This is a genomic window from Scopulibacillus darangshiensis (assembly GCF_004341035.1).
In the GTDB taxonomy this organism is placed as follows: domain Bacteria; phylum Bacillota; class Bacilli; order Bacillales; family Sporolactobacillaceae; genus Scopulibacillus; species Scopulibacillus darangshiensis.
Map to the genome: position 1 here is coordinate 37,297 of NZ_SLXK01000018.1, position 23,039 is coordinate 60,335.

General features: G+C 41.3%; 24 protein-coding genes. 16 read left to right on the forward strand and 8 right to left on the reverse strand.

Annotation, left to right across the window (positions count from 1 at the left end; genetic code table 11):
* Window positions 1-13 precede the first annotated feature (13 nt).
* Both EV207_RS12745 and EV207_RS12750 read right to left on the reverse strand, forming a co-directional pair.
* Complete coding sequence (locus EV207_RS12745) at window positions 14-685, reverse strand: amino acid ABC transporter permease (protein ID WP_132746535.1); 672 nt, start codon at window positions 683-685, stop codon at window positions 14-16.
* 6 nt (window positions 686-691) lie between these two features.
* Complete coding sequence (locus tag EV207_RS12750) at window positions 692-1,567, reverse strand: transporter substrate-binding domain-containing protein (RefSeq protein WP_132746536.1); 876 nt, start codon at window positions 1,565-1,567, stop codon at window positions 692-694.
* Window positions 1,568-1,716: 149 nt separating this feature from the next.
* Between EV207_RS12750 and EV207_RS12755 the strand changes: the two genes are divergently transcribed.
* The 5 genes from EV207_RS12755 to EV207_RS12775 all read left to right on the forward strand — a co-directional run bounded on the left by EV207_RS12755 (window position 1,717) and on the right by EV207_RS12775 (window position 5,028).
* On the forward strand, window positions 1,717-2,511 hold the full coding sequence (locus EV207_RS12755) for a thymidylate synthase (protein WP_132746537.1): 795 nt from the start codon (window positions 1,717-1,719) through the stop codon (window positions 2,509-2,511).
* On the forward strand, window positions 2,508-2,993 hold the full coding sequence (locus EV207_RS12760; protein ID WP_132746538.1) for a dihydrofolate reductase: 486 nt from the start codon (window positions 2,508-2,510) through the stop codon (window positions 2,991-2,993). The genes EV207_RS12755 and EV207_RS12760 overlap by 4 nt, the downstream gene beginning before the upstream one ends.
* 190 nt (window positions 2,994-3,183) lie before the next feature.
* The gene (locus EV207_RS12765; protein WP_132746539.1) at window positions 3,184-3,393 is read left to right on the forward strand and encodes a hypothetical protein; all 210 of its coding nucleotides are present in this window, start codon (window positions 3,184-3,186) and stop codon (window positions 3,391-3,393) included.
* Window positions 3,394-3,471: 78 nt separating this feature from the next.
* Window positions 3,472-3,888, forward strand: a complete 417-nt coding sequence (locus tag EV207_RS12770; RefSeq protein ID WP_132746540.1) for a (4Fe-4S)-binding protein — start codon at window positions 3,472-3,474, stop codon at window positions 3,886-3,888.
* Window positions 3,889-3,999: 111 nt separating this feature from the next.
* Window positions 4,000-5,028 carry a hypothetical protein gene (locus EV207_RS12775; protein ID WP_132746541.1) on the forward strand — a complete coding sequence of 343 codons (1,029 nt, stop codon included), beginning with the start codon at window positions 4,000-4,002 and terminating at the stop codon, window positions 5,026-5,028.
* Window positions 5,029-5,261: 233 nt separating this feature from the next.
* Here the strand turns inward: EV207_RS12775 and EV207_RS12780 are convergent, their stop codons facing one another.
* Window positions 5,262-6,320 (reverse strand): M20/M25/M40 family metallo-hydrolase, encoded by a 1,059-nt coding sequence (locus EV207_RS12780; RefSeq protein WP_132746542.1) that lies wholly within the window; start codon window positions 6,318-6,320, stop codon window positions 5,262-5,264.
* A 154-nt stretch (window positions 6,321-6,474) separates the two neighbouring features.
* Between EV207_RS12780 and EV207_RS12785 the strand changes: the two genes are divergently transcribed.
* Window positions 6,475-7,956, forward strand: coding sequence for a PAS domain-containing sensor histidine kinase (locus EV207_RS12785; protein WP_165886934.1), 1,482 nt, complete (start codon window positions 6,475-6,477; stop codon window positions 7,954-7,956).
* Window positions 7,957-8,090: 134 nt separating this feature from the next.
* On the opposite strand, the gene EV207_RS12790 is transcribed toward EV207_RS12785, so the two are convergent.
* Complete coding sequence (locus EV207_RS12790) at window positions 8,091-8,234, reverse strand: acid-soluble spore protein N (RefSeq protein WP_132746544.1); 144 nt, start codon at window positions 8,232-8,234, stop codon at window positions 8,091-8,093.
* A gap of 201 nt (window positions 8,235-8,435) precedes the next feature.
* On the opposite strand from EV207_RS12790, the gene EV207_RS12795 reads away from it, so the two are divergent.
* Entirely contained in the window at window positions 8,436-8,723 is a 288-nt protein-coding gene (locus EV207_RS12795; protein ID WP_132746545.1) for a hypothetical protein, read from the forward strand.
* 51 nt (window positions 8,724-8,774) lie between these two features.
* Here the strand turns inward: EV207_RS12795 and aceA are convergent, their stop codons facing one another.
* Both aceA and EV207_RS23080 read right to left on the reverse strand, forming a co-directional pair.
* A complete protein-coding gene (gene aceA, locus EV207_RS12800; protein WP_132746546.1) occupies window positions 8,775-10,055 on the reverse strand; it encodes an isocitrate lyase in 1,281 nt (426 codons plus the stop codon).
* Between the two features lie 78 nt (window positions 10,056-10,133).
* A complete protein-coding gene (locus tag EV207_RS23080) occupies window positions 10,134-10,280 on the reverse strand; it encodes a hypothetical protein (RefSeq protein WP_165886935.1) in 147 nt (48 codons plus the stop codon).
* Between the two features lie 557 nt (window positions 10,281-10,837).
* On the opposite strand from EV207_RS23080, the gene EV207_RS12805 reads away from it, so the two are divergent.
* Window positions 10,838-12,376, forward strand: a complete 1,539-nt coding sequence (locus EV207_RS12805) for an ABC-F family ATP-binding cassette domain-containing protein (RefSeq protein ID WP_132746547.1) — start codon at window positions 10,838-10,840, stop codon at window positions 12,374-12,376.
* 35 nt (window positions 12,377-12,411) lie between these two features.
* Here the strand turns inward: EV207_RS12805 and EV207_RS12810 are convergent, their stop codons facing one another.
* Window positions 12,412-13,284: a LysR family transcriptional regulator gene (locus EV207_RS12810; RefSeq protein WP_132746548.1), complete on the reverse strand. Its 873-nt coding sequence runs from the start codon at window positions 13,282-13,284 to the stop codon at window positions 12,412-12,414.
* A gap of 173 nt (window positions 13,285-13,457) precedes the next feature.
* Here EV207_RS12810 and EV207_RS12815 point away from each other — a divergent pair, with 173 nt between their 5' ends.
* From EV207_RS12815 to EV207_RS12830, 4 genes are all read left to right on the forward strand, one after another.
* Window positions 13,458-14,600, forward strand: a complete 1,143-nt coding sequence (locus tag EV207_RS12815; RefSeq protein WP_132746549.1) for an AbrB family transcriptional regulator — start codon at window positions 13,458-13,460, stop codon at window positions 14,598-14,600.
* An 85-nt stretch (window positions 14,601-14,685) separates the two neighbouring features.
* The gene (locus tag EV207_RS12820; RefSeq protein WP_132746550.1) at window positions 14,686-15,426 is read left to right on the forward strand and encodes a YwaF family protein; all 741 of its coding nucleotides are present in this window, start codon (window positions 14,686-14,688) and stop codon (window positions 15,424-15,426) included.
* 273 nt (window positions 15,427-15,699) lie between these two features.
* The gene (spoIIP, locus tag EV207_RS12825; RefSeq protein ID WP_132746551.1) at window positions 15,700-16,842 is read left to right on the forward strand and encodes a stage II sporulation protein P; all 1,143 of its coding nucleotides are present in this window, start codon (window positions 15,700-15,702) and stop codon (window positions 16,840-16,842) included.
* Between the two features lie 103 nt (window positions 16,843-16,945).
* Entirely contained in the window at window positions 16,946-17,203 is a 258-nt protein-coding gene (locus EV207_RS12830; protein WP_132746552.1) for a hypothetical protein, read from the forward strand.
* A gap of 28 nt (window positions 17,204-17,231) precedes the next feature.
* On the opposite strand, the gene EV207_RS12835 is transcribed toward EV207_RS12830, so the two are convergent.
* Complete coding sequence (locus EV207_RS12835; RefSeq protein WP_132746553.1) at window positions 17,232-19,109, reverse strand: LTA synthase family protein; 1,878 nt, start codon at window positions 19,107-19,109, stop codon at window positions 17,232-17,234.
* A 586-nt stretch (window positions 19,110-19,695) separates the two neighbouring features.
* On the opposite strand from EV207_RS12835, the gene EV207_RS12840 reads away from it, so the two are divergent.
* The 4 genes from EV207_RS12840 (at window position 19,696) to EV207_RS12855 (ending at window position 23,001) form a co-directional block, all read left to right on the forward strand.
* Complete coding sequence (locus EV207_RS12840; protein ID WP_132746554.1) at window positions 19,696-19,926, forward strand: hypothetical protein; 231 nt, start codon at window positions 19,696-19,698, stop codon at window positions 19,924-19,926.
* 75 nt (window positions 19,927-20,001) lie between these two features.
* Complete coding sequence (locus EV207_RS12845) at window positions 20,002-20,562, forward strand: RNA polymerase sigma factor (RefSeq protein WP_132746555.1); 561 nt, start codon at window positions 20,002-20,004, stop codon at window positions 20,560-20,562.
* Window positions 20,559-21,326, forward strand: a complete 768-nt coding sequence (locus tag EV207_RS12850; protein WP_132746556.1) for an anti-sigma factor — start codon at window positions 20,559-20,561, stop codon at window positions 21,324-21,326. The genes EV207_RS12845 and EV207_RS12850 overlap by 4 nt, the downstream gene beginning before the upstream one ends.
* A gap of 328 nt (window positions 21,327-21,654) precedes the next feature.
* Window positions 21,655-23,001 carry a copper amine oxidase gene (locus EV207_RS12855; RefSeq protein ID WP_132746557.1) on the forward strand — a complete coding sequence of 449 codons (1,347 nt, stop codon included), beginning with the start codon at window positions 21,655-21,657 and terminating at the stop codon, window positions 22,999-23,001.
* Window positions 23,002-23,039: the final 38 nt, after the last annotated feature.

Sequence of the window (23,039 nt, forward strand, 5' to 3'; positions counted from 1 at the left end):
CGGGAGGTTTTCTTTATTCATAACTGGCAGACAAACGCTTCTCCAACTTCTCGCCAAATGTCGATATGAGGATACATATGACCCAGTAGATGAGGGCGATCAAAATATACATTGTCATGGAATCAAATGATCTGCCGGCAACAATTTGTGCTTTATACAAAAGTTCAGGTACTGTTATGGACGATGCCAGTGATGTCGTTTTTACAAGATCAAGAAACACGTTCAAAAGGGGAGGCACAGCGATTCTTGAAGCTTGTGGCACGATGATTCTCATTAAAGCTTGCCGTTTATTAAATCCTAATGCATATGCGGCATCCCACTGGCCTTTGCCGACAGACATCAGTGAGGCGCGGATGATTTCCGCAATGTACGCCGCACTGTTAATGCTGAAGGCAATCATGGCTGCAGTTACAGCAGTGAATTGAATGCCGACAACCGGCAAGGCAAAATAGATAATCATCAATAACGCAAGCATTGGAATCCCGCGCATGAATGATATATACACCCTTGCTGGAAGCCGCAATATAAAGCGCTCGGAACTCCTGAATAAAGAGATGATAAAGCCAAGAGAAAGACCGAAGAACATGCTGAGAAATGCGATCAGTACTGTATAGCCAAGGCCTTGAATGACATACGGTAAGCTTTTAACAGCAAGTTCGACATCAAAAATGTGGTGTAAAGACATGGTTTATTACTTGTCCTTTTTATCAAGCTTGACGGGTTTGATATCAACATCAGGTTTTTTTGAGACATCCATTCCCGCAAAAAATGTCTTGGATATTTTACTAAGCGTGCCGTCCGCTTTCATATCCTTTAAGGCTTTATTGAGTTGGCTGACGAGCTCATCATTGCCCTTCTTGACAGCCAGCCCGCCTTGGCTAGGCTTATAATAAAGGTTAGGCGCAATCATGAGATCAAATTGCGGCATATATTTTAAGGCGATTTTTTGCAAGTAATAATCATTTAAAATAACGTCGGTTCTGCCGATGGATAGATCTCTAAAATAGACATCATTTGTTACATTGCCATAAATCTTTGTCTTGGCACCGAAGTCTTTGGCGATATTGGTATAAATCGTGTTAGCGGCCCCTGCAGCAACTTTTCCTTTAAGATCATCAAAGCTGTGAATGCCTGAATGGTCTTTCTTCCTGACAACCATTGAGCCGAAAGAATATTTGTAAGGATCGGAGAAAGCAAGCTTCTTTTTGCGTTCCTTAGTTATGCCGATATCATTTGCTGCCACATCGATCCTGCTGGAATTTAGACTGGAGAATAACCCGTCGAAACCAATTTCCTTAAATTTAATATCCAGTCCTAACCTTTTGGCTATTTCTTTCATGACCTCAACATCATACCCGGTCAGTTTATTTGTCTTTTCATCGTGGTATGACGTCGGATAAAGGGTTCCCGCTGTACCAACCACAAGAACATCCTTTTTCTTTATTTTATCCCAGGCGGTTTCCGAGCTTTCGGAATTCTTTTCTCCGGAACAGCCGGAGAGAACCGCGAATATCACAGATAGGATTGCTATAAGCGCAATGCCTTTTCCTGTTTTTTGTCTAAGCATATCCTTCACCCCATTAAAATAAAATATTAAACCTTATATATCTTATAACAGGCTCAAATAAAAGTCCAAGCTTTGAGGCTTATCTGGTCGGCAGGTTCCCTAATATGATAAAATGATGGTTAATCAAACCCCGGCAGAGGTGAACAGTAATGAAACAATATTTGACGTTATGCAATAGAATCTTAGAAGAAGGAACGGAAAAGTCAGATCGGACAGGAACCGGAACAATCAGTGTGTTCGGCCATCAAATGCGCTTTTCTCTTCAGGAAGGTTTTCCTTTATTAACAACCAAAAAGCTTCATATTAGATCGATTATTTATGAATTGCTTTGGTTTTTAAATGGGGATACAAATGTTAAATATCTCCAGGAAAATGGCGTGAGGATCTGGAATGAATGGGCAGATGAAAAAGGTGATCTCGGCCCTGTCTACGGTCATCAGTGGCGTTCGTGGCCTGGTAAAAAAGGCGAAACTGTTGATCAGATCAGCAATTTAATTGATTTGATACAAAACAACCCCGATTCCCGCCGTATGATTGTTACAGCATGGAATCCCGCTGATGTTGATAAGATGGCATTGCCGCCATGTCATTGTCTGTTTCAGTTCTATGTCAGTGATGGCAAGCTGTCATGCCAGCTTTATCAAAGAAGTGCCGATGTGTTCTTAGGTGTGCCTTTCAATATTGCGTCTTATGCCTTATTAACCCATATGATTGCCCATGTGACGGGACTCGGTGTGGGGGACTTTGTCCATACATTGGGTGATGCCCACATTTATTCGAATCATTTTGAACAAGTGAAAGAGCAGCTTGGAAGACAGCCGCGGAAACTGCCTGTCTTGACTATCAATCGTGCTGTTCCTTCCATTTTTGATTATAAGTACGAAGACTTTACAATTGAAGGCTACGATCCGCATCCTCACATCAAAGGGGCTGTTTCGGTATGATTTCCTATTTACTTGCAATGGATGAAAATCGCATTATTGGCAAAAACAATGATCTGCCCTGGCGGTTGCCTAACGATCTTAAATTTTTTAAGAGGCTGACGATGGGGCACACCATTGTCATGGGCAGGAAAACGTTAGAATCCTTCAAAAAGCCGCTCCCGGGAAGAAGAAATGTTGTTTTGACTAAAAATAAAGACTACTATCCTGCGGGCTGTGACATTTTTCATTCCGTGGATGCGATTCTTGATATGGACAGCCCGAATAGAGAAATATTTGTCATCGGCGGATCACAAATTTTTAACGCTTTTTTTCCGTATGTGGATCGTTTATACATAACCTTGATAGAGCATTCTTTTGCAGGTGATACATATTTTGAAGGCTTTGATGAGTCAGAGTGGGAACTCGTGTCAGACCGAAAAGGCATTGTTGATGAAAAGAATCGGTACCCGCATCGGTTTTTAATCTACGATCGACGAAAATGATCATTATCAGAACCCCGTTTTCTTTAGTTAATCAGAAAGTACAACTTTCTGACGCACATAAGTGCAACAACGCCTCTGTCTTCACCAAAGGCTCGCCAATCGGCGAGTTTTCTTTATGATCACTTTCACGCCCGGGTGACATTTGCATATTGTATTAAAAAGCGCAGGAGACGCTGACGGAGTTGATTTAATGATCGAACACAGTATTGTCGTCATGTTGATCTACTTCACCGTCGGTTTGACCATGGGATTGGCGCTTGTAGTCATGCCATTTCCAAAACAATCAATAAAAAAGCGCCTTTTTCCACTGATTTTATTAGTATGCTTGTGGTTTCCAATATCCTTTATGTCAATGGTGGTCGTACCTTTTCTCAGCTTTTATCAAGAGAGGTCTCTCTAAAGGGGCCTCTTTTTGAATGGCCGCGCCTTGACAAGGTTACGCTAAGATAATAGCCATTATATAGGAAGGGTGATTTTTATGGCTGAAGACAAACATGACTACAAATCAGACGATCTCATTGTTTCCTTTTATCCAAACCGCTGCAATCACATTGGAGCTTGCGTGGATACCTTGAAAGAAGTCTTTAATCCAGAGAAGAAGCCTTGGGTAAATCTGGATCAAGCAAGTGTGGAGGAGATCTGCCGTACCATTTCTCTATGTCCAACCGGAGCGCTGCAGTATGAAAGGCTTGATGGCGGTAAAAAGGAACAGCCTCCGGAAATTACCACGATTAAGCCTTTAGAAAATGGTCCGTTTTTTGTTCATGGCAATATCGAAGTTATGAATGAAGAAGGTGAGATTGTCGGAAAAAATACAAGGGTTGCATTATGCAGGTGCAAACGCTCAGGCAATCAGCCTTTCTGTGATGGGACACATAAAAATCTCAGGCATTAAACCGCAATATGATACTGTCTTAGCCTTCAAAGAATTTGAATGACTTATAAACCCTCAAAGCCCTGCATGCATACAGTAATCTAAGGACACATCTACTGGGAGCTGTGAGGGATGTTTTATCATCATAAGCTGTATGTTGAAAGCATTGTTGATCCTGAAGAAATGCTTATTCCTGAAAGTCTTTTAAATGAAATAGAGCATTTATGGGTTGTGAAAGAAGATGCTTTTTATTTGGTTAAACATCTGGAACAAATGGGCGATTTTAACTCACCATTAGACAACATTTATTTAATTTTAAATCCAATCAAGCCAACCGCTGTTGACGGCATCTTCCATTTAAACAGGAAAACAGCTGTTTTGTCAGATAAACTGTACAAGAAAATAAAAAAACGTGATTTCAAAAGCCTTGTTTCTCTTGGATTATCCGAATTTGGCAATGAAGAATTCAGGCAGCTGCATGAGTATAAAGAAGGTGAAAAGGCAAAACGGATACTACAGGCAAAACGGTCATTTTTGGAGGCGCAAAAATGTCTTAATACCGTTTTTGAAAAATATGAATCAGCATCGGATAAAGAGCAAATGGCTAAGCTTCTTACGATGATTTGTGACAGCACCTTTCCGAAATCAGATAACAAGGCAACGAAAGAAAAAGGTGAAAACTGTTTTTACAGCAGCCTTCATTCTACACATTCAATGAATCCAGACATAATAAAAAACATTAAAAGGAAAATTATACTTAAGGGGAACCATCGCAGGGGGATTTCCTGGTGTCTGAAAGCGCTTGAATTGACTGCCTGTGAAAGAGGCATGACTCACACAGCTTACCGATGTCCATTTTATACAAATGACATTGATTTGATTTACTTCCCAGATCACCAATTTGCAGTCATTGACGGGATGGGCCCACATAACTTTGAGCCTGTTCACCCGGAAGACCGGGTTTATAATATTGACAGCCATTCTATAAATAATAAAACGGTTTTGCTTCACAGCGAGGTAATAAAAAAAGCCACTGCAGAATATAGAGAGCTTGTGCGTGCCGGAATGTTAGATATCAAGCTTGCACAAAGCTATTACAATCAATATGAAGGCTTATCTGTACCCTTTGACCATACGATTAAAGATTTGTTTGGAAAATAGTAAAAACCTTGGCTTTTGCCAAGGTTTTTTAGTTAACCAGCGTATAAGTGCTCCTCCACTTCGTTTTGTCGCAAGGCAGCAAAGAAGTGTAGCAAGCAGTAGCCTTTCTGACGCACATAAGTGCACTGGCTAAAGACGTAACATCCTGTTACAACGACAGTACTAGCACGTCCTGTGCGTCGCAACTACGCCTCTGTCTCGCCAATCGGCGAGTTTTCTTTAGCTGAATGACTTTAAATGTCAAGCGGTTTCAGGCTTTCCTCACCGGTTAAATGTAAGATCATGTCCGTTAGGAGATCAATTTCCTCATCAATGTCTTTGAGACTAACGGTTTCAACCGGGGAATGCATATACCTAAGCGGGAGTGAGACAAGGCTGACGGGAACGCCGGCTCCAGTCAGTCTCATGCGGTCGGCGTCCGTCCCGGTCATTCGCGGTGTCAGCTCATATTGAACAGCCATGTTTAAGCGCCTCGCAGCACCCTCGAGCAGGTGATTCATTTTATAATTAATCGGGGCTCCCTTTGCGAGAACCGGGCCGCCGTCTAATTTGATATCACCATATTTGTTAGTATTAACCCCCGGGTAATCTGTGGCGAACGTTACATCACAGGCAATAGCCATTGACGGATTAATGCCTGCAGCAGCAAAATACGCGCCGCCCATATTCGTTTCTTCATTTACGGTACTTGCTGCATAAACGCCTACTTTAGGATTGTCTTCAGCACAGCGGCGAAGCACTTCCGCTACGATGAATGCACCTGTCCGGTTATCTAAACCGCGTCCGCTTAATCTATTGTTAAAAAGAATTTCAGGTGTCCTTTTATAAACAGCAAGGTCCCCGATTTGCACAAATTCGGCGATTTCTTCTTTACTTTTTGCCCCGCAATCAATGTAGAGATCTTCAAACGATAAGTCATCTTTTACACCGCCGTGATGCTCCGCGTTTGCTCCGACGACGCCTGTGAAGGTTTTCTTATAACCTAAGACATCAACCTTCATACCTACGGCGGGCTTGGGGCTGATGCCGCCCATTTTATCAAAGTGAAGGAAGCCGTCCTCATCAATCCGATTGATAACTAATCCAATTTCATCACAGTGTCCGGCAAGCAAGACTTTAAATGGCGCGTCTGGGTTAACGGCGCCAATGACATTTCCCGCATTGTCAGTATGTACTTTATGGCTGAACCCTTTGACATAGTCTAGCCATTTGCGCTGGATGCCCGCTTCCTGGCTGGAAGGTGAAGCAGTGTTTAACAAAGCCATTAAAAATTGTTTCGCTTGGTCGTTCATTCCTATTACCTCCTCAAATTTAAACCATCTTTCTTATAAATATGGTACCATAAATATGAAGACAAATTGTTCCGACTTAAAGACCTTTGTAAGCAAATGCCAGCTGTCATGTTTGACCCTATTTAGTGTCTTGCTATTGGAGGATTTTTACAAGATGAATTCCCAGCATAAATTTAGATTCAGCAATAAGCAAATAGATCAGGATGTTGATAACTTTATTGCTTTTACAAAGTACTTTTCAGATATGATCTCACGTCATGCCATTGAAACAGGTATTTTTAACTACACATCGGCAGCCAGCCGTTCGCTTTTGGGGTTCGAACCCAACGAACTGTCCGGGAAGTCGCTTTACCAACTGATCCATCCTGATGACCGCCCGATTGTTGAAAGCTTCGTCAGGCAGGAAGCAACTTTAGAGGGGGAGAAAACATCTTATCGTCTTCTCAGGAAGGAAGGCGATTATATTTGGGTTGAATCGATTTTTTGTCAAGATACGCGAAAAAAGGATGGGACCTCAAAGGAAATTCTTTGTATTACACGGGATATTACGGAATTAAAGCTAGCTGAAGCAGAAACACGTGACAGTGAAACGAAATACAGACTGCTCGTTGAACATACACAAGACACTATTGGTATCATGACCAGTGATGCTAACTGGATATACATAAATAATGGCGGAAAAAAATTATTTGGTTTCACGAGACCTGGTGAGGTCATTGGTGAATCACTGTTCAAATATGTTCACCCGGACCAACATCAAGTATTAACCGAACACCTTGAAAAGGTCAAAAGGACCCAGCGGCCTGTTGATATTGAGAACCTAATTATCTTGCGAACAGACCGCGATACAAGGCAGGCGGATGTCAAATTTATTCCTACAAATTATAAGGGCCGAAACACAGTTCAGGTTGTCTTAAGAGATGTGACCGAACGGAAGAAAACAGAAGAAATGTTGCAACAGGCTGAAAAATTAACGGTTGTTGGTCAATTGGCAGCAGGTATAGCTCACGAAATAAGAAATCCCTTAACAGCGATTAAAGGATTTACACAGCTGATGGACGGAGCCATGGAAAATCATTACGTCAGTGTCATTCTTCAGGAGCTGGACCGCATTGATAATATTGTCGGCGACTTGCTTATTCTGGCTAAGCCGCAAGTTGTCCATGTGGAACAGGAGAATATCGTAAAATTATTAAGCCGTACCGTGACATTGCTGAATACTCAAGCCATCATGAAAAATATTGAGCTGATCACGGAGTTTGAAGTCGAGTCAATTAAGATTGCTTGTGAACCTGACAAATTGAAACAGGTCTTTATTAATATTATTAAAAACGCCATTGAAGCAATGGAAAAAGGGGGCCGGATCTATATTAAATTGCGCTTATTAAGGGAAGGGCGGATTTTGATTCAATTTATTGATGAAGGAATGGGCATACCTGAAGATCGTTTGACAAAACTTGGAGAGCCTTTCTATAGTACCAAAGAAAAAGGAACAGGGCTAGGCTTAATGATTTGCCAGAAGATTATTCGCAGCCACCATGGCACGATGGATATAAGAAGTGAAATGGATAAAGGGACTACCGTCGAAGTGACGCTCCCGACACATTTTAATGATCGAAAAATGGGAGAGCGATAACATGCTTAGCCATGATACTCACAAAGATATAAGCAATCTTAATGAGCGGGGGGGGGGTTCATTTTCTTATCGATGAACCATTTTGAAAAAACGCTATATAAAAACAACGTCCTTCTTGGACGTTGTTTTTGACATTATTTTCCTTTAGGAGGAATGTATTTTGGTTCCTCATTACTCTTATTGGCCATTTGTTTTCCTTTGTTGCTATCCTCTGCCACAGACTGCTCGCCAAGATGGTCAGGGGTAAAGTTTTCGGGGTGTCTTTTTGGATTGCTCAAGGTTATCTCTCCTTTCTCCCTTAATATGACCGTCTTTATTAATCAGTATCCAATGAGGAGCGATAGAAACAAACGATTGTCCCTGGCAGATCACCCATCCGGAAAGGGAATCGAACCATATACTAATGTATAAGCAAAGATAATAATTAAGTCATATATCACGCCTTAACTTCTAACACTTCTTGAAAGGAGAGTGTCGGAATGTCTGCAGAGCATTTTTACCATCAATGCTGTGAGCATATTAACAACGCAGTAGAAATCACCTGTCATGATGGCACCGTTCATCGAGGCATTATCCATTCTGTTGATAGAGAGAATGTTTATCTCCGTCCTTTTGACGGATTCGATGGCGGCGGTTATGATGGTCCGGGAATATTTGCATTTGGCTTCCCAGGAGCTTTTGCAGGTGGATTCACTGGAGGATTGCTTGGTGTAGGTTTGGGAAGCATATTTGGTTTTAGACGGTTTGGCTACGGCGGCTTTTACTAATATTGAGTCAAAAACCCTCTTAATTATAATAATAAGAGGGCTTTTTTTCGGCTATAATGTTGAAAATTGTTCTTCCTCAGTTGAACCCTTAAGAGCGGTGGTCGATGAGGTCCCGCCTGAGATCGTTTGCGAAACAGTATCGAAATAACCTGTTCCGACCTCTCGCTGATGTTTCGTTGCAGAATAGCCATGTTGCTCGCTTTTGAATTCTTTTTCTTGAAGTTCCGAATAGGCGGCCATGCCTTTGGTTTTATAATGGCGCGCCAGCTCAAACATGCCGTGATTAAGGGCATGGAAGCCAGCTAAAGTGACGAATTGGAATTTATAGCCCATTTTACCTAGTTCATTTTGGAAGCCTGCAATCGTCGTATCATCAAGCTTCTTTTTCCAGTTGAATGACGGCGAGCAGTTGTAAGCTAAAAGCTTTCCAGGGAACTTCTCATGTATGGCATCAGCAAATTTTTGCGCCTCTTCAAGATTCGGCTCCGATGTTTCGCACCAAATCATATCGGCATAGGGGGCATAAGCAAGCCCTCTTGCAATCGCTTGGTCGAGACCCGCTTTTGTACGGTAAAAGCCCTCAGCCGTCCGTTCGCCAGTCAGAAATTCATGGTCATAAGGATCAACATCGCTGGTTATTAGATTGGCCGCATTGGCATCTGTACGGGCGATAATCACAGTAGGAATATCCATGACATCTGCCGCTAACCTTGCAGATACTAAATGTTGAACTGCCTGCTGGGTAGGGAGCAGTACCTTGCCGCCAAGATGACCGCATTTTTTCTCAGAGGAAAGTTGGTCTTCAAAGTGAACGCCCGCAGCACCAGATTCGATCATTGATTTCATTAACTCAAAGACATTTAACGAGCCGCCAAAACCGGCTTCAGCATCCGCAACAATTGGAGCAAACCAATATGTCTCATTTTTTCCTTCGGCATGATCAATTTGATCGGCGCGCTGCAAGGCCTGATTTATACGCTTAACAACGTGAGGGACACTGTTGGCAGGATAGAGGCTTTGGTCAGGATACATTTGACCAGCGAGATTTGCATCGGCAGCAACTTGCCAGCCGCTCAAATAGATCGCTTGCAAGCCGGCTTTTACCTGCTGGACAGCCTGATTGCCAGTTAAAGCACCTAGAGCATGGACATAATCCTCCTTATTAATAAGGTGCCACAAACGTTCTGCTCCTAATTTGGCTAAAGTGTGTTCAATGGTAACCGAACCCCGGAGCCGCAGCACCTCTTCGATTGTATAAGGTCGGGTGATACCGTCCCAGCGTTTCGATTGCCATTGCTCTTTCAGTGCTCTTCCCTCATTTTGCTTTACCATAATATATTCCTCCTTTTGAAATGGTTCATGCAATCACTCATATCCTGGCAGTGTTAAGATGCTTTTTTGCTTACACTCTTAATCAATTCTTCCGTTTCCGCAGCATCGCGGGCAAATAACAACGCCATCATGACAGTAGTGGCTCGTGCATTTTCCGTCCTTTTGCTTTTCTTGACACTTTCGACATTCAAGTTCACCGTTGCCATTGCAGGTTGGGCAGTTCATGGTAAAACCTCCTTATGATTTTTTGTGGCCTCTGTTGTAATACAGTAATTTTATTTGTTGCTACTATACTATAACAGCGAGCTCGTCTTCGTCAACACAAATTTCAGTATATTTTAAAATTTAGTGAGGGACATGGTGTAAGCAAGCTAAAAACCCTTTTATAGCAGCGTTTAGAAGAATTTAATAAAATTGTTTAACAAAGTTTTTTTAATATCTGTTATCTTAATTAAAATAAATTATTAATAGTTTTTTCCATCCATAATACACGTTTCAAGGCACTGTTGTTGTTTAGAAATTTTAAACATGGTATAGTATGACTAATCATATTCGAAAAGGAGTGAAGGTGGCGCATGCAAAGATCCGTTGTTTTTCAAAGCGATTTGGCTTGAAATTGGTGAAGTCTGCCTTTTTTTAAAAAGCCAATCGTTTTAACAGCGGATCACTTGCCCCATCTTTTCTTATAGGAGAAGGGAAAGCGTATTTTCGCTTTCCTTTTTTGCAGGTTTTTCTATGCTTGTTGCGATTGGCTAACTATACAATCAAGGAGTGTAGAAAAAATGAGCTTGATCCATGCGGATAATTTAACACATTCATTTGGAGATAAAGAAATATTTAAAAAGGTGGCTTTTCGTTTGCTAAATGGCGAGCATATTGGCCTTGTTGGTCCTAACGGCTCTGGAAAGTCAACATTATTAAAATTGCTGACAGGACGTTTGCTGGCAGACAGCGGTTCCGTTACACTGCATCCTAAAATGACAATCGGGTATTTAGAACAGCATTATGATTTAACGGCGAATCTGACAATACGAGCCTTTTTACAAACAGCATTTGCTGACCTTTATCAAGCCAATAATGAGATGGAAGCTCTTGCGGCACAGATGGAAAGCAGCCTTGAGCAAAGGGTGCTGGATCGTTATGGCGAACTCCAGGAATGTCTTATCCAGAATGACTTTTATTCTTTGGATATGAAAATTGAGAGCGTCGCCTCGGGATTAGGGCTGAAAGCTTTGGGGATGGATACGCCGGCGGTTAAATTAAGCGGCGGGCAAAGGACCAAGCTGTTGCTGGGTAAATTGTTATTGGAAGAACCCGATGTTTTACTGCTGGATGAACCAACAAACTATTTAGATCCAGGACACATTAAATGGCTAACTCAGATGCTAAGGGATTACCCAAATGCTTTTATTTTAATTTCGCATGATACGGTATTTCTGAATGATGTCATCAATGTTGTCTACCATTTGGAGCATCAAAAACTGATGAGATATCCTGGGAATTATGAACAATTTAATAAGTTGTATGACCAAAGGAAGCAGGAGCTTCAGCAAGCCTTCCAGAAACAGCAAAGGGAAATTCAGAAGCTGGAGGATTACGTCAGGAAAAACAAGGCGCGTGCTGCCACAGCAAAGCAAGCAAAGAGCCGTGAGAAAAGGCTCGAAAAAATAGAAAAAATAGACCGGCCGAAAGATCTTCCCAAACCCCGGTTTCACTTTTCGGTTGTCAAACAGCCTGTCCAAACGTTACTAAAAACAAAGGATTTGGAGGTTGGTTATCGAAACTCTTTGCTGCCGCCGCTTAATCTTACTTTTAAGCGCGGTGAAAAAGCGGCGATTATCGGTCACAACGGCATAGGCAAATCAACGTTGCTTAAAACACTTTTGGGAGAAATCCCTGCTATTAATGGCACCCTGTCGTTTGGGGACAGGGTTCACATAAGCTATTTTGAACAGCAGGCATTATCGTCTTCGTTAACGCCGCTGCAAATCATTGGGGATCGATACCCACAATATTCGGAGAAAGAAATCAGGCAAAAACTAGCCCAATGCGGATTATTATCCAAGCATATCCACCAAGGCATAAATACATTAAGCGGGGGTGAAGAAACTAAAGTTCGTTTATGCAGGCTTATGCTTGAGCAAGGTAATGTCCTTATTTTGGATGAACCGACAAACCATTTGGATGTTGATGCCAAGGCTTCATTACAAAAGGCGCTGCAGGCATACACCGGATCGGTCTTGCTCGTTTCCCATGAGGCAGACTTCTATGAAGATTGGGTCACAAAAGTTTGGGATATTGAAGAATGGACAAAACAATAATGAATCATTAAAGCCGGGGCAGCTGTACCCGGCTTTTAATTTTTCGGTATGAAATTCACTTCTTCTATAAAATCAACAAAGGCTGTTACAAGTTTTATCTCTAAAAATTCCTCATAATAGATCATCCACGTTTTTCGAAGGATTGGGTCACCAGCTTTTGTCTCAATGTCGATACGATGAACATGATCTAAATCGTTCAGGATCATGCTTGGCATAATCGCATATCCCAACCCGTTGATGACCATATCTTTACATGTTTCCGCTTTGTCTACTTCCATGCTGATGAGCGGCGGCTGGGTAAAATGTGCTGACCACCAATGATCGATCAAACCTTTTAACATGTAGTCCGTATGATAATCAATCCTCGGGAGGCGGGGGAGGTCACTCAATTTAAAACTTTTTTTTGATACAACAGAAATGGTTTCCTCAAATAATAACCGCTGCTGTCCTTGCCAATTAACATTACCTCGGACAAAACCGATATGGACGTCCTGGTTATATGCCAGGTTTATGACATCTGCACTATGCGCCGTCGTCACCTTAAACTCAACGGCTGGATAACGTTCCTTAAAATGCTTTAATATGGTCGGCAGCTTGTAGTGTGTAAATGAATGGGATACACCTAACCTTAGGGTTCCCGAAATGTTTTCTCCCATATTTAATACCTTTTCCTTGATTTTACGCATGTTTAACAGCATATCATCCGCGCATTTTGCTAAATACTCGCCTTGAGGTGTAAATTGGACGCCGCGCCGGCCTCTATTAACGATTTTTACCCCAAATTCCCTTTCAATGTGCTGAAGGCGATTTGTTAAAGTGGGTTGGGAAATATATAAACTCTGGGCTGTTTTCGTAATATTTTTCTTTTGATAGAGGAGTTGTAAAATATGCCAATCACGCTGATCCATATAGGCCTCCCTTGGGAATTTAAGACATAGGAAATTATTATAGTTAATTATAAAAAAATGATATTTTACCTATTACAGAAAGTGTACTATATTTAATTGTGTTAGAAAATGATTTCGGATCAATAAGTTCCCATAATCTAAACATCATTGTTTACAGGAAGAAGGTCTTTAATATGGGAAAAGTTAAAAGTATTATGTTGAATGTATGGTTTATTTTAATAAGCAGTATTGGCGGTTATCTGTTCACTTTAGCAGGAATGTCAATTGGCTGGATGGTAGGTACATTGCTTTTTGCAGGAATACTCTCTTTTTGGCGCCCGGCTTTTTTGAAGCTTGGAAGCGGGCAAAAAGGGGCAAAGAACTATTGGCTTTTGATTGGTCAATTTATATTAGGTATTGAGTTAGGCCAAAAAATAAATGTATCGGTTTTAAGCACTTTTAAAGAAAACTGGCTGACAATTGCCATCATGCTACTATTGTCTATTATCTTTTCTTTGCTATCTGGGGTTGTTTTATGGAAGCTCGGAAAGACGGATATGCTGACGAGTTTCTTTGGCACAACCCCGGGCGGGCTTTCGGCCATGTCCGGTATTGCGGCAGAAGCCGGTGCTAACACAGCCGTCGTCAGTATTATTCAATTGATACGTGTCTTCCTTGTGGTTGGTACCATTCCAATGATGGTTTCCTTTTTGAGCCCCGGTCATTCCGCGCAAACAGCTGCCATGACTGAGCCCGCTTCGGCAGTCCATCAAGGCATGGCAACTCAATTAACATTGACCTTCATATTAGTCCTTGCTGCACTTGCAGGAAGGTATGCCGCTAAGCTTCTCAGATTCCCCGCACCATGGCTGCTTGGCAGTATGCTTGGTGTAGCAGTTATAAAGCCGCTTACAGAAGCGCTTGCGGGAGCTCCTGTATTTCCGTGGTGGCCCCATTGGTTCATTATTCTATCCCAAATATTCATCGGGGCATGCATTGGTTCTCGGCTAAACAAAGGTATGTTTAAGGGACTCGCGCGGGTTTTTATCGTCGGTCTGCTAGGATCAATCTGCTTTATCATCACAATGCTAGGATATGCCTATCTTGTATCGAAGGTCACAGGGATGAATTTAATCACTTCTATTTTGGCCTTTTCTCCAGGGGGAATTGCGGAAATGGCGACTACTTCCGTTGTGCTGCATGCGGATTCAACATTTGTTGTGGCAGTTCAAGTCCTAAGGGTTATGACAATTTGCTTGATTTTACCTCCGTTGTTTGGCTTTCTAACCCATCGCATCGATAAGAAAAAGCATGCGACATCTTATCATGTAAGTTAATATTGGTACTGATTGTTAAGTAAAAAGTATGAATGACAAGGTTTTAATGTAAACTAAGGCTAGCTTGCAAAACGAAGGTGGCCGCATGGAAAAATATTTTGCATATCATTATAAAGGTGAGCAATTTCACCTTTTTTCAAAAGAACATCTTATCACGTTACTGATTATTGGGTTGCTCGGAGTCATGTTATTAATCTTTCGAGTTTTATTAAGACATCGGGGCTTAGGCGAATGTATTAGATACTTGCTTGCCTTTTTGTTACTCGCAACCGAAGTTTGTCTCCAAATATGGTACGTGTCCTCAGGTGCTTGGTCCGTTCGATATGCTTTGCCGCTGCAGCTTAGCGATATCACCGTTCTCCTTACAATAATCATGCTGCTTACGAGAAGCGCAAATCTGTTTAAATTTTTGTATTTCGCAGGTTTGGGCAGTGCCATTCAGGCGATGTTGACGCCAGACTTAGGGATTTACTCATTTCCTCACTTTCGCTATATAGAATTTTTTGTATCGCATGGCGGGGCTTTTCTGTCTATTTTATTTATGGCTGCGGTTGAAAGGTATCACGTGTCAATCCGTTCTTTATGGATCACGGTGCTAATCGTAGACATATACGGTGCTATTGTGTTTTTTGTCAACCGCATGATAGATGCAAATTATTTGTACATCATGAAGAAACCAAAGGGACATTCTATTTTGGATTTCCTAGGCCCGTGGCCATGGTACATGTTATCGCTCGAAGCTGTGATGATTATCATTTTCTTTATTCTATATGCTCTGCTTAGGTTTTCAAGGAAATTAGAGGAAAATATAAAAGGTGCCTCCTAGGGCGCCTTTTATATTTTCCCTTTTTAAGTTAATAAGAAAGTATAAACTTTCTTACGCACATAAGTGCACTGGCTAAAGACGTAACATCCTGTTACAACGCCAGTACTAGCACGTCCTGTGCATCGCAACTACGCCTCTGTCTTCACCAAAGGCTCGCCAATCGGCGAGTTTTCTTTAAATGAAATCTTTCATTTTTAACATTTCTATTTATTTCTAGTCATTTTATAGACTTGCAGTCATAGAATTTATAAAAAGCTAAAAAAGGAAGATTCGATGTTTATACCTTACTCCTCACAGCAGAAACCGATTTTTTTGAAACGTGCTATTGTGATGCTTCCTGTATTGATTTGTTTCCTGTTTATTGTTATCTCTTTACTGACGGTAACGAAAATAAGCTATTATCTTTCATACCAAAATGTCAGCAAGGCTCTTCAGGCAATGAAAGCGGAGACAATGGTTGATTTCTTGGGTTGGGAAAATCCTTATTTTAAGCAAGTCTTACCAGATGATCATCAGTCTGTTAGTCTTTCAAAGCTTTCATTTCAATCACTGACGAACATTAACTTTGGGGATACGAGAAGTTTGCTGGGAAATGAGCTTCCGGGTTTCTCGATTTTTGACACAGAAATTATTGTGGCTGGGGAAGGGACAAACTACTCGAACGTGCCAGTCGAATCCTCACCGCCGCTGGATTATCTATTAAAGGAAAAGAAAAAGGATAAAACGGATCATGATCAAGAGAAGCCAAAACCAGCCCCTGAAGACGTGAAAAATGGAAAGGTGTTTCTTTATTCAACACACAGCTATGAATCCTATCTTCCGATATTAGGATTAACCGGTGCGAAGGATGCTAACAAAGCGACAAGTACATCAAAGAATATTCATATGGTTGATGAGATGTTTGCAAAAGCCTTGAAGGAGAGAGGTGTCAAAGCGGTAGCGGATCTGTCAAGTATGACAGAACTCCTTCGTAAGAAAAACTGGACGACAGCACAAGCATACGATGCTTCAAGGCCAATAGTCAAGGAAGCTATTAATAGCAATAAGGACTATAAGTTATTTATCGACGTTCATCGGGATTCGTCGAGGAAAAAGGATACAACAGCACATATCAACAATAAACCGTTTGCCAGAGTGTCATTTGTTATCGGCAAGGAAAATCCATATTATAAAAAGAATCTTGCGATAACCAATAAGCTTCATGACGATCTAAATAAATTGTATCCAGGTTTGTCAAAAGGTATCTTTGAGAAAAGGGGAACCGGCGTAAATGGCGTCTACAATCAGGACCTTTCACCTCACGTCATACTGATTGAAGTCGGCGGTGTAGATAATACGAAAGAGGAATTACAAAACACCATTGATGCATTAGCCAGGGTTGTGCAGGATTACTTGAAGAATGCTGACAAAGTCTAGCCGACAAGAGCCCCATCTTTATTGTGTATGTGGTTAACCTATCCAAAACACCATGGCTTATCATAAAATAGAAAGTATGCACGATGAATCAGGGGGGAAATCAATGTCCGCTTATGACTTCTATACGATTTGCCTAGAAAATATAAATAAATCGGTAGAAATCACATGTTACGACGGCACTGTCCATCGCGGGGTGTTGACGAGAGTGGATGAATCCAATGTTTACATTCAACCTTTTGATAAGGTGGGTGAGGAAGGCCCTATGGATGACTCGGGGACCTTTGCATGGGGATGGGGACTCGGCCTTCCGGTTGCAGTGACGGCCATTGCCGCCATTGTAGCTTGGCCGTTTATATGGTAAAGAAAACTCGCCGATTGGCGAGTTCTCTTTATCTATCCGTGAAGCGGAGCAGATCACCATAGATAACCTTATCTGATAATTGCAGTTCATGTAAGGCTTTATTCTCTAAAGGTTTACACTGCTTATTCCCTACAACATCGCCGGTTTTTTGTAAATAGCATGTCGAATCCTTCTTAGAATAGATGTATTTACCGGAAATGAAGCTGCCGTCTCTTTGGATCGTAAAGCTCGGCCGTTCTGGTGAAAAGAGATCAGCGCCGAACGCAATATCATCCTTTGTTTGAATCCCCAATAAATGGAGTATAGTTGGCTTGACATCAATTTCACCGCTGGTAGTATGCATGACTTTTGCTTGATCTTCCATGCCAGGTATATGAATGAACAGCGGCACACGCTGGAGCTTAAGATGATGATAGGAATTGATCTCATCAACACCAATAACCTTTGCCATTGCCTCATTATGATTTTCGGAAATGCCGTAATGATCGCCGTAAAGGACAATCACTGAATTCTTATAAAGATCGCTTTCCTTTAATTTTTCAAAGAAGATCCGCAATGCCTCATCCTCATACCGTGCCGTTTGGAAATACCGGTTAACAACATTATCTTCAGTGTTAGCGGGTTCAATCATTTCATCTTCAGGATCAAGCACGAATGGAAAGTGATTGGACAATGTTATAAATTTTGCATAAAAAGGCTGCTGGACTTTTTTCAGGATTGGAACGGCCTGTTTAAAGAACGGAATATCCTTTAACCCATAATTGATTGAGTTATCTTCTGTTATATTAAAATATTTTTCCGGATAAAATTTGTCATATCCAAGCGTTTTATACATAATGTCCCTGTTCCAAAAACTCTTGTGGTTGCCGTGAAAAGCGACGCTTGTATAGCCATGCTGATCTAAAATCTCCGGTGTGGCGTGATACTCATTTTGGGCATTCGTCGTATAAACTGCACCCCTTGGTAAAGGGTAGATCGAATTATCAATGAGAAATTCAGCATCGGATGTCTTCCCTTGCCCAGTATTATGGTAGAAATTATCGAAATAGAAGCTCTTACTTACGAGGTCATTTAGAAATGGGGTCACTTCCTGACCGTGTAATTTGTAATTGATTAAAAAGCTTTGGGTCGATTCAAGTGACACAAGAATAACGTTCTTCCCTTTAGCGGCACCAAAGAATTTATCGCTCGGTTTAACATGATTTGCCTTCACATAATTCTTAATACCGTTGATGTCGGAGCTGTCAGCTATCGCCCTTTGGCTTGACGTGCGAATATTGATGACGGCGTCATAGATATGATAGTTGTATAGCCCAAGTAACTTTACGAGCTTTGCTCTATCAAATGTTCTCGTAAGAAGATCAGATCTCTGTTCTTCGGCAAGTGTCAAGTTAACAAAAAAGACAGCAATCCCGGCAGCTATTATACCGACCGCAAACCGTTTTTTAAATTTAAATGAACCTGAACCTGCTTTTTTAAGGACTAAGGCAAGAATAACTAGAATAATGAAATCTGCCCAATATAAAATGTCTATTGGCTCGGCCAATACTTTGGCACTGCCGCCAAGCTCTCCGAAATTCTTAAACTGCATGAGATCCGGTATTGTAATATAATCATCGAAAAAGCGATGGTAAATAATATTAGCGGTTAATATGAAGCTCAAAACAAAATCAATCACAAGCACAGCCACTCTATGTGCCGGTCCTTTGAAAAAGAGACTGAGTCCAAAGAAGACCAGCGCTGTGCTTATTGGAGTAATTAGCAGAATGAAACCTTGCGTGTCATTTTCTAAATCAGGTTGAAAAAATATTTTAAATGCAGCGTATGATTTTATCCAAAATAAAATGAGCGCTAATATAAAATAGAAATACTTATTGAAGACAATTTTTTTGATTTGTTCTTTCATTAAAGAGTATCCTCCTTTGCAAATCTACCGGGACTCTTTACAGACATGCTTAAAAGCCACACAAGATATATTACATGTTGGTTACATTTATGTAAAGAAGAGATGTCAACGGCTTATTGTGAAGTGAAACGATTATGCTTTAAAATCCCTGCCATGATGCCTTATCAAGGAATGTTTTAAGACTTTCAGCTTATTTTTTCGCTGGTGAATGCGACATTTAAAGGTTTTGAACACTTCATAAGAGTAAATATATTAAGTAAGTTGTTTAATATAACATAATGGAGGTTTTGCATTGATGGAGGCTACGCAGCTCAATAAATGGTATATGACTGACGGCTTAGAGGAGCCGTCAGTTTTCTTTAGTTAATCAGAAAGTATATGTGCTCCTCCACTTCGCTTCGTCGCAAGGCAACGTAGACGAAGTGGCAGGCAGTAGCCTTTCTGACGCACATAAGTGCAACTACGCCTCTGTCTTCGCCAAAGGCTTGCCAATCGGCAAGTTTTCTTTATTGTTCTTTACATATAAAAACTATAGAATAAAGGCATTGGAATCTTTTATTGGACTGATTTAAGGGAGGCAGAAACGATGAATCAAAAACTTGTCAGCATGTTGTTAATTGGAGGATCAATCTTAACGCTGGCTGTTGTCTTAATGCTGGCACATGTTGCTTCCTCTATAAAAGAAGCAGCATGGTTTGCAAAATCCGGAGGATCGATTTCTTATGAAAATGCTTTACACGAAACACCTTTTGCTGTCTATATCTTAATTTTGATTGTGTTGGTATTGGGTGTTTTACTTGTTTTTCAAAAAAAGTGATCCAATAATAAATATTTTCCGTTAGCTAATTGAGAGCATGTTACGATCAGTCTAACGGAAACAAAGGAGTTTACTATGAATTTGCAGACTGATGTCAAACTGTATTTTGAGTTAAGACAACACGATCAATCTGCACTAGAGGCCATTTATGATCGCTACGAAAAATTGCTCTATTCTTTTGCTTATCGTATGACACAAAACACGGGTTTAGCAGAGGATGTGGTGCAGGAGGTTTTTATGAAGCTCTGGCACGGCAAAAGTGAATACGATCAAACAAAGGGAAAGTTTTCTTCATGGCTTCTAACGATTACGCGATATACTGCGATTGATCATATTCGCAAACTCAAACAGGAAGATGCCTTCGAACTTGATGAACGCGATGCCCTTCAATCTGAAGAGCCTAGTGTTGAAGATGAAATTACATGGAAAGAGGAAAAAGAGACGATACGCCGTTCTATTCATACACTAAGTAAAGATCAACAAGAAATGATTCATTTATTTTATTATAAAGGCTACTCACAAAAACAAATTTCTGAGTCGTGTGATATACCGCTCGGGACGGTAAAAGGACGCATAAGGCTAGCATTAAAGCATTTAAAAAAACGGCTTGATGATGAAAGGGGGGTTAGGCTGTGAGTTCCGAAAAATGTTCACTTCTTATCGATTATTTTAACGGTGCATTGAGACGGGAAGACAAAGAAGCGTTCGAGCGCCATTTGGAAACGTGTTATTCTTGCCAGGATGAATTGGAGGAACTCGAAATCCTAACAGCGGATCTTCCTTATTTATCTGAATCGGTCACACCGCCTGACAACATGAAAAAGCGAATCCTATCGAATGTAACTGGCACAGTGCCTGAGAAAGAAACGGCCCAGCCGCGGGTTACTGAACAAAAGAAACAACTTGATATAGGGCGGATCCCAAGAAAAAGAAAGAATGGCGTCAATCCATGGACGATTGGACTTGCCGCATGTCTCGCACTTTCTCTTATTGGAAATATTTACACAGTAAGCGAGAATGCTTTTCAAAACAACGCCAACCAGCCATCTAATCAGAAGGTCGCTAAAGTGTTGTTTAACATTCCGCTTGGTGCAACCCAAAGCGATGCGCAAAAGATGAGAGCATCGGCTGCCATGGTTAAGAGCAATAAGGATGTCACATTATTCATTCAGGCTCAGGACCTTAAGCCAACTAAAGGTAATCAGGTTTATCAGGTTTGGCTGATTAACGATGGAAAGCCGGTGCCAGCGGGCTCTTTCAAACCAAATCAAAATGGGTCCGGAACGGTGTCCTATAATATGAAGCAAGGGAAACAATGGGATGCTGTAGCGATCAGCTTAGAATCTGCCCCGAATCATAAGCAGCCAAAAGGCACCATCTATATGCAAGGCAAATTATAATAGAATGAATTCCAAATCAGAGGAGAAACTTCCTCTGATTTTTTTGGTTAATCACCAGAAAGTATATGTGCTCCTCCACTTCGCTTCGTCGCAAGGCAACGTAGACGAGGTGGCAGGCAGTAGCCTTTCTGACGCACATAAGTGCACTGGCTAAAGACGCAACATCAATCGGCGAGTTTTCTTTATGAAAAAAACTCTTCCATGACAGCGTTTCAGAGCTATCTTTGAAAAAAATCAAAAAATATGAAACTTTTATTAAAAAAAGTGATCCATATGCGGATCCGGTTCGATAGCTGAGTGATAAAACAAACAAGGGAGAGGTTTTACAATGAATTTTAAAAAATCACTGTTAGTCGTACCGATGAGTATGTCTCTACTTATTCCAACAGCGGGCTTGGCAAATGCACAATCTAGTCAAACTGGAAAGCCGACAGTTTCCACACCAGCTTCAGAGCTTAGATCAACGCTTGATAAAGACTTAAGTGAGCACGCTTTTCTTGCTGTTGAAGCGATGCGCCGCGGTGCTGAAGGTGCAAAAGATTTCCAAGCTGCGGTCAACGAATTAAAAAATAACACAGATGACTTAACGAAGGATATTGCATCTGTCTATGGCAAAGATGCCGGGGACGCATTCAAAAAAATGTGGTCAGCACATATTGGCTACTTTGTTGATTATGTTAAGGCAACAGGAGCCAAAGACGAAGGTGCTAAGAAAAAAGCTCTAAGTGAGCTTGACGACTATAGCAAAGACTTTGCCGCTTTTCTATCAAAGGCAACCGGCGGTAAAGTCGTTGCATCTGATGCGACAAAAGGCCTGCAAAGTCATATTCATGATCTGATCGGCGCATTCGATGCTTACGTGGCCGGAGACTATGACAAAGCATATAACATGGAAAGAGATGCCATCCATCACATGTACATGGTTAGTAAATCACTGTCATCCGCGATTACGAGTCAAATGCCTGATAAATTTGATAATACTAAGGCAGTCACACCAGCAGCTGACTTGCGTTCAAACCTTAACTACTTGCTGGCTGAGCACGCTGGGCTTGCGACACAGGCTATGCAGAATGGAATCGATGGGGCAAAAGATTTCCAAGCTTCGGCTCAAGCATTAGCGGAAAACACTGATGATCTATCAAAAGCCATCGCATCAGTATATGGTGATGAAGCAGGCAAGAAATTCAAAGAGATGTGGTCAGCCCATATCGGCAATTTTGTAGATTATGTGAAAGCTACCGGTGCAAAAGATGAAAACAAAAAACAAGCAGCAAAAGACGCCTTGAATGAATACAGCAAGAACTTCGCTAACTTTATCGCTACGGCAACAGACGGCAATACCCCATCTGATGCTGTCCAAAAAGGCTTGCAAGAACATATTTCTCAGCTTATCACAGCGTTTGACGACTATGCAGCTAAAGATTACGATAAAGCTTGGGATAAAATTGACATGGCCTATGACCATATGTTTATGTCATCTAAAGGGATAGCGGGCGGCATCGTTATGCAAAATCCAGATAAGTTCATGATGAAGGGTATGCCTTCAGATATGCCGAAAACAGGTCTTGGCGGTTCACAGCAAACAGATTACTTTGAGTGGTTCCTTCTTGCTCTCGTTGCATTAGCTGCAGGAACAGCATTTTACGCAACACAAAGAGGCAGCAAACAGCAATAATACCTAAAGGGGGGAGGCACTCCCTCCTTTTCCCTTTG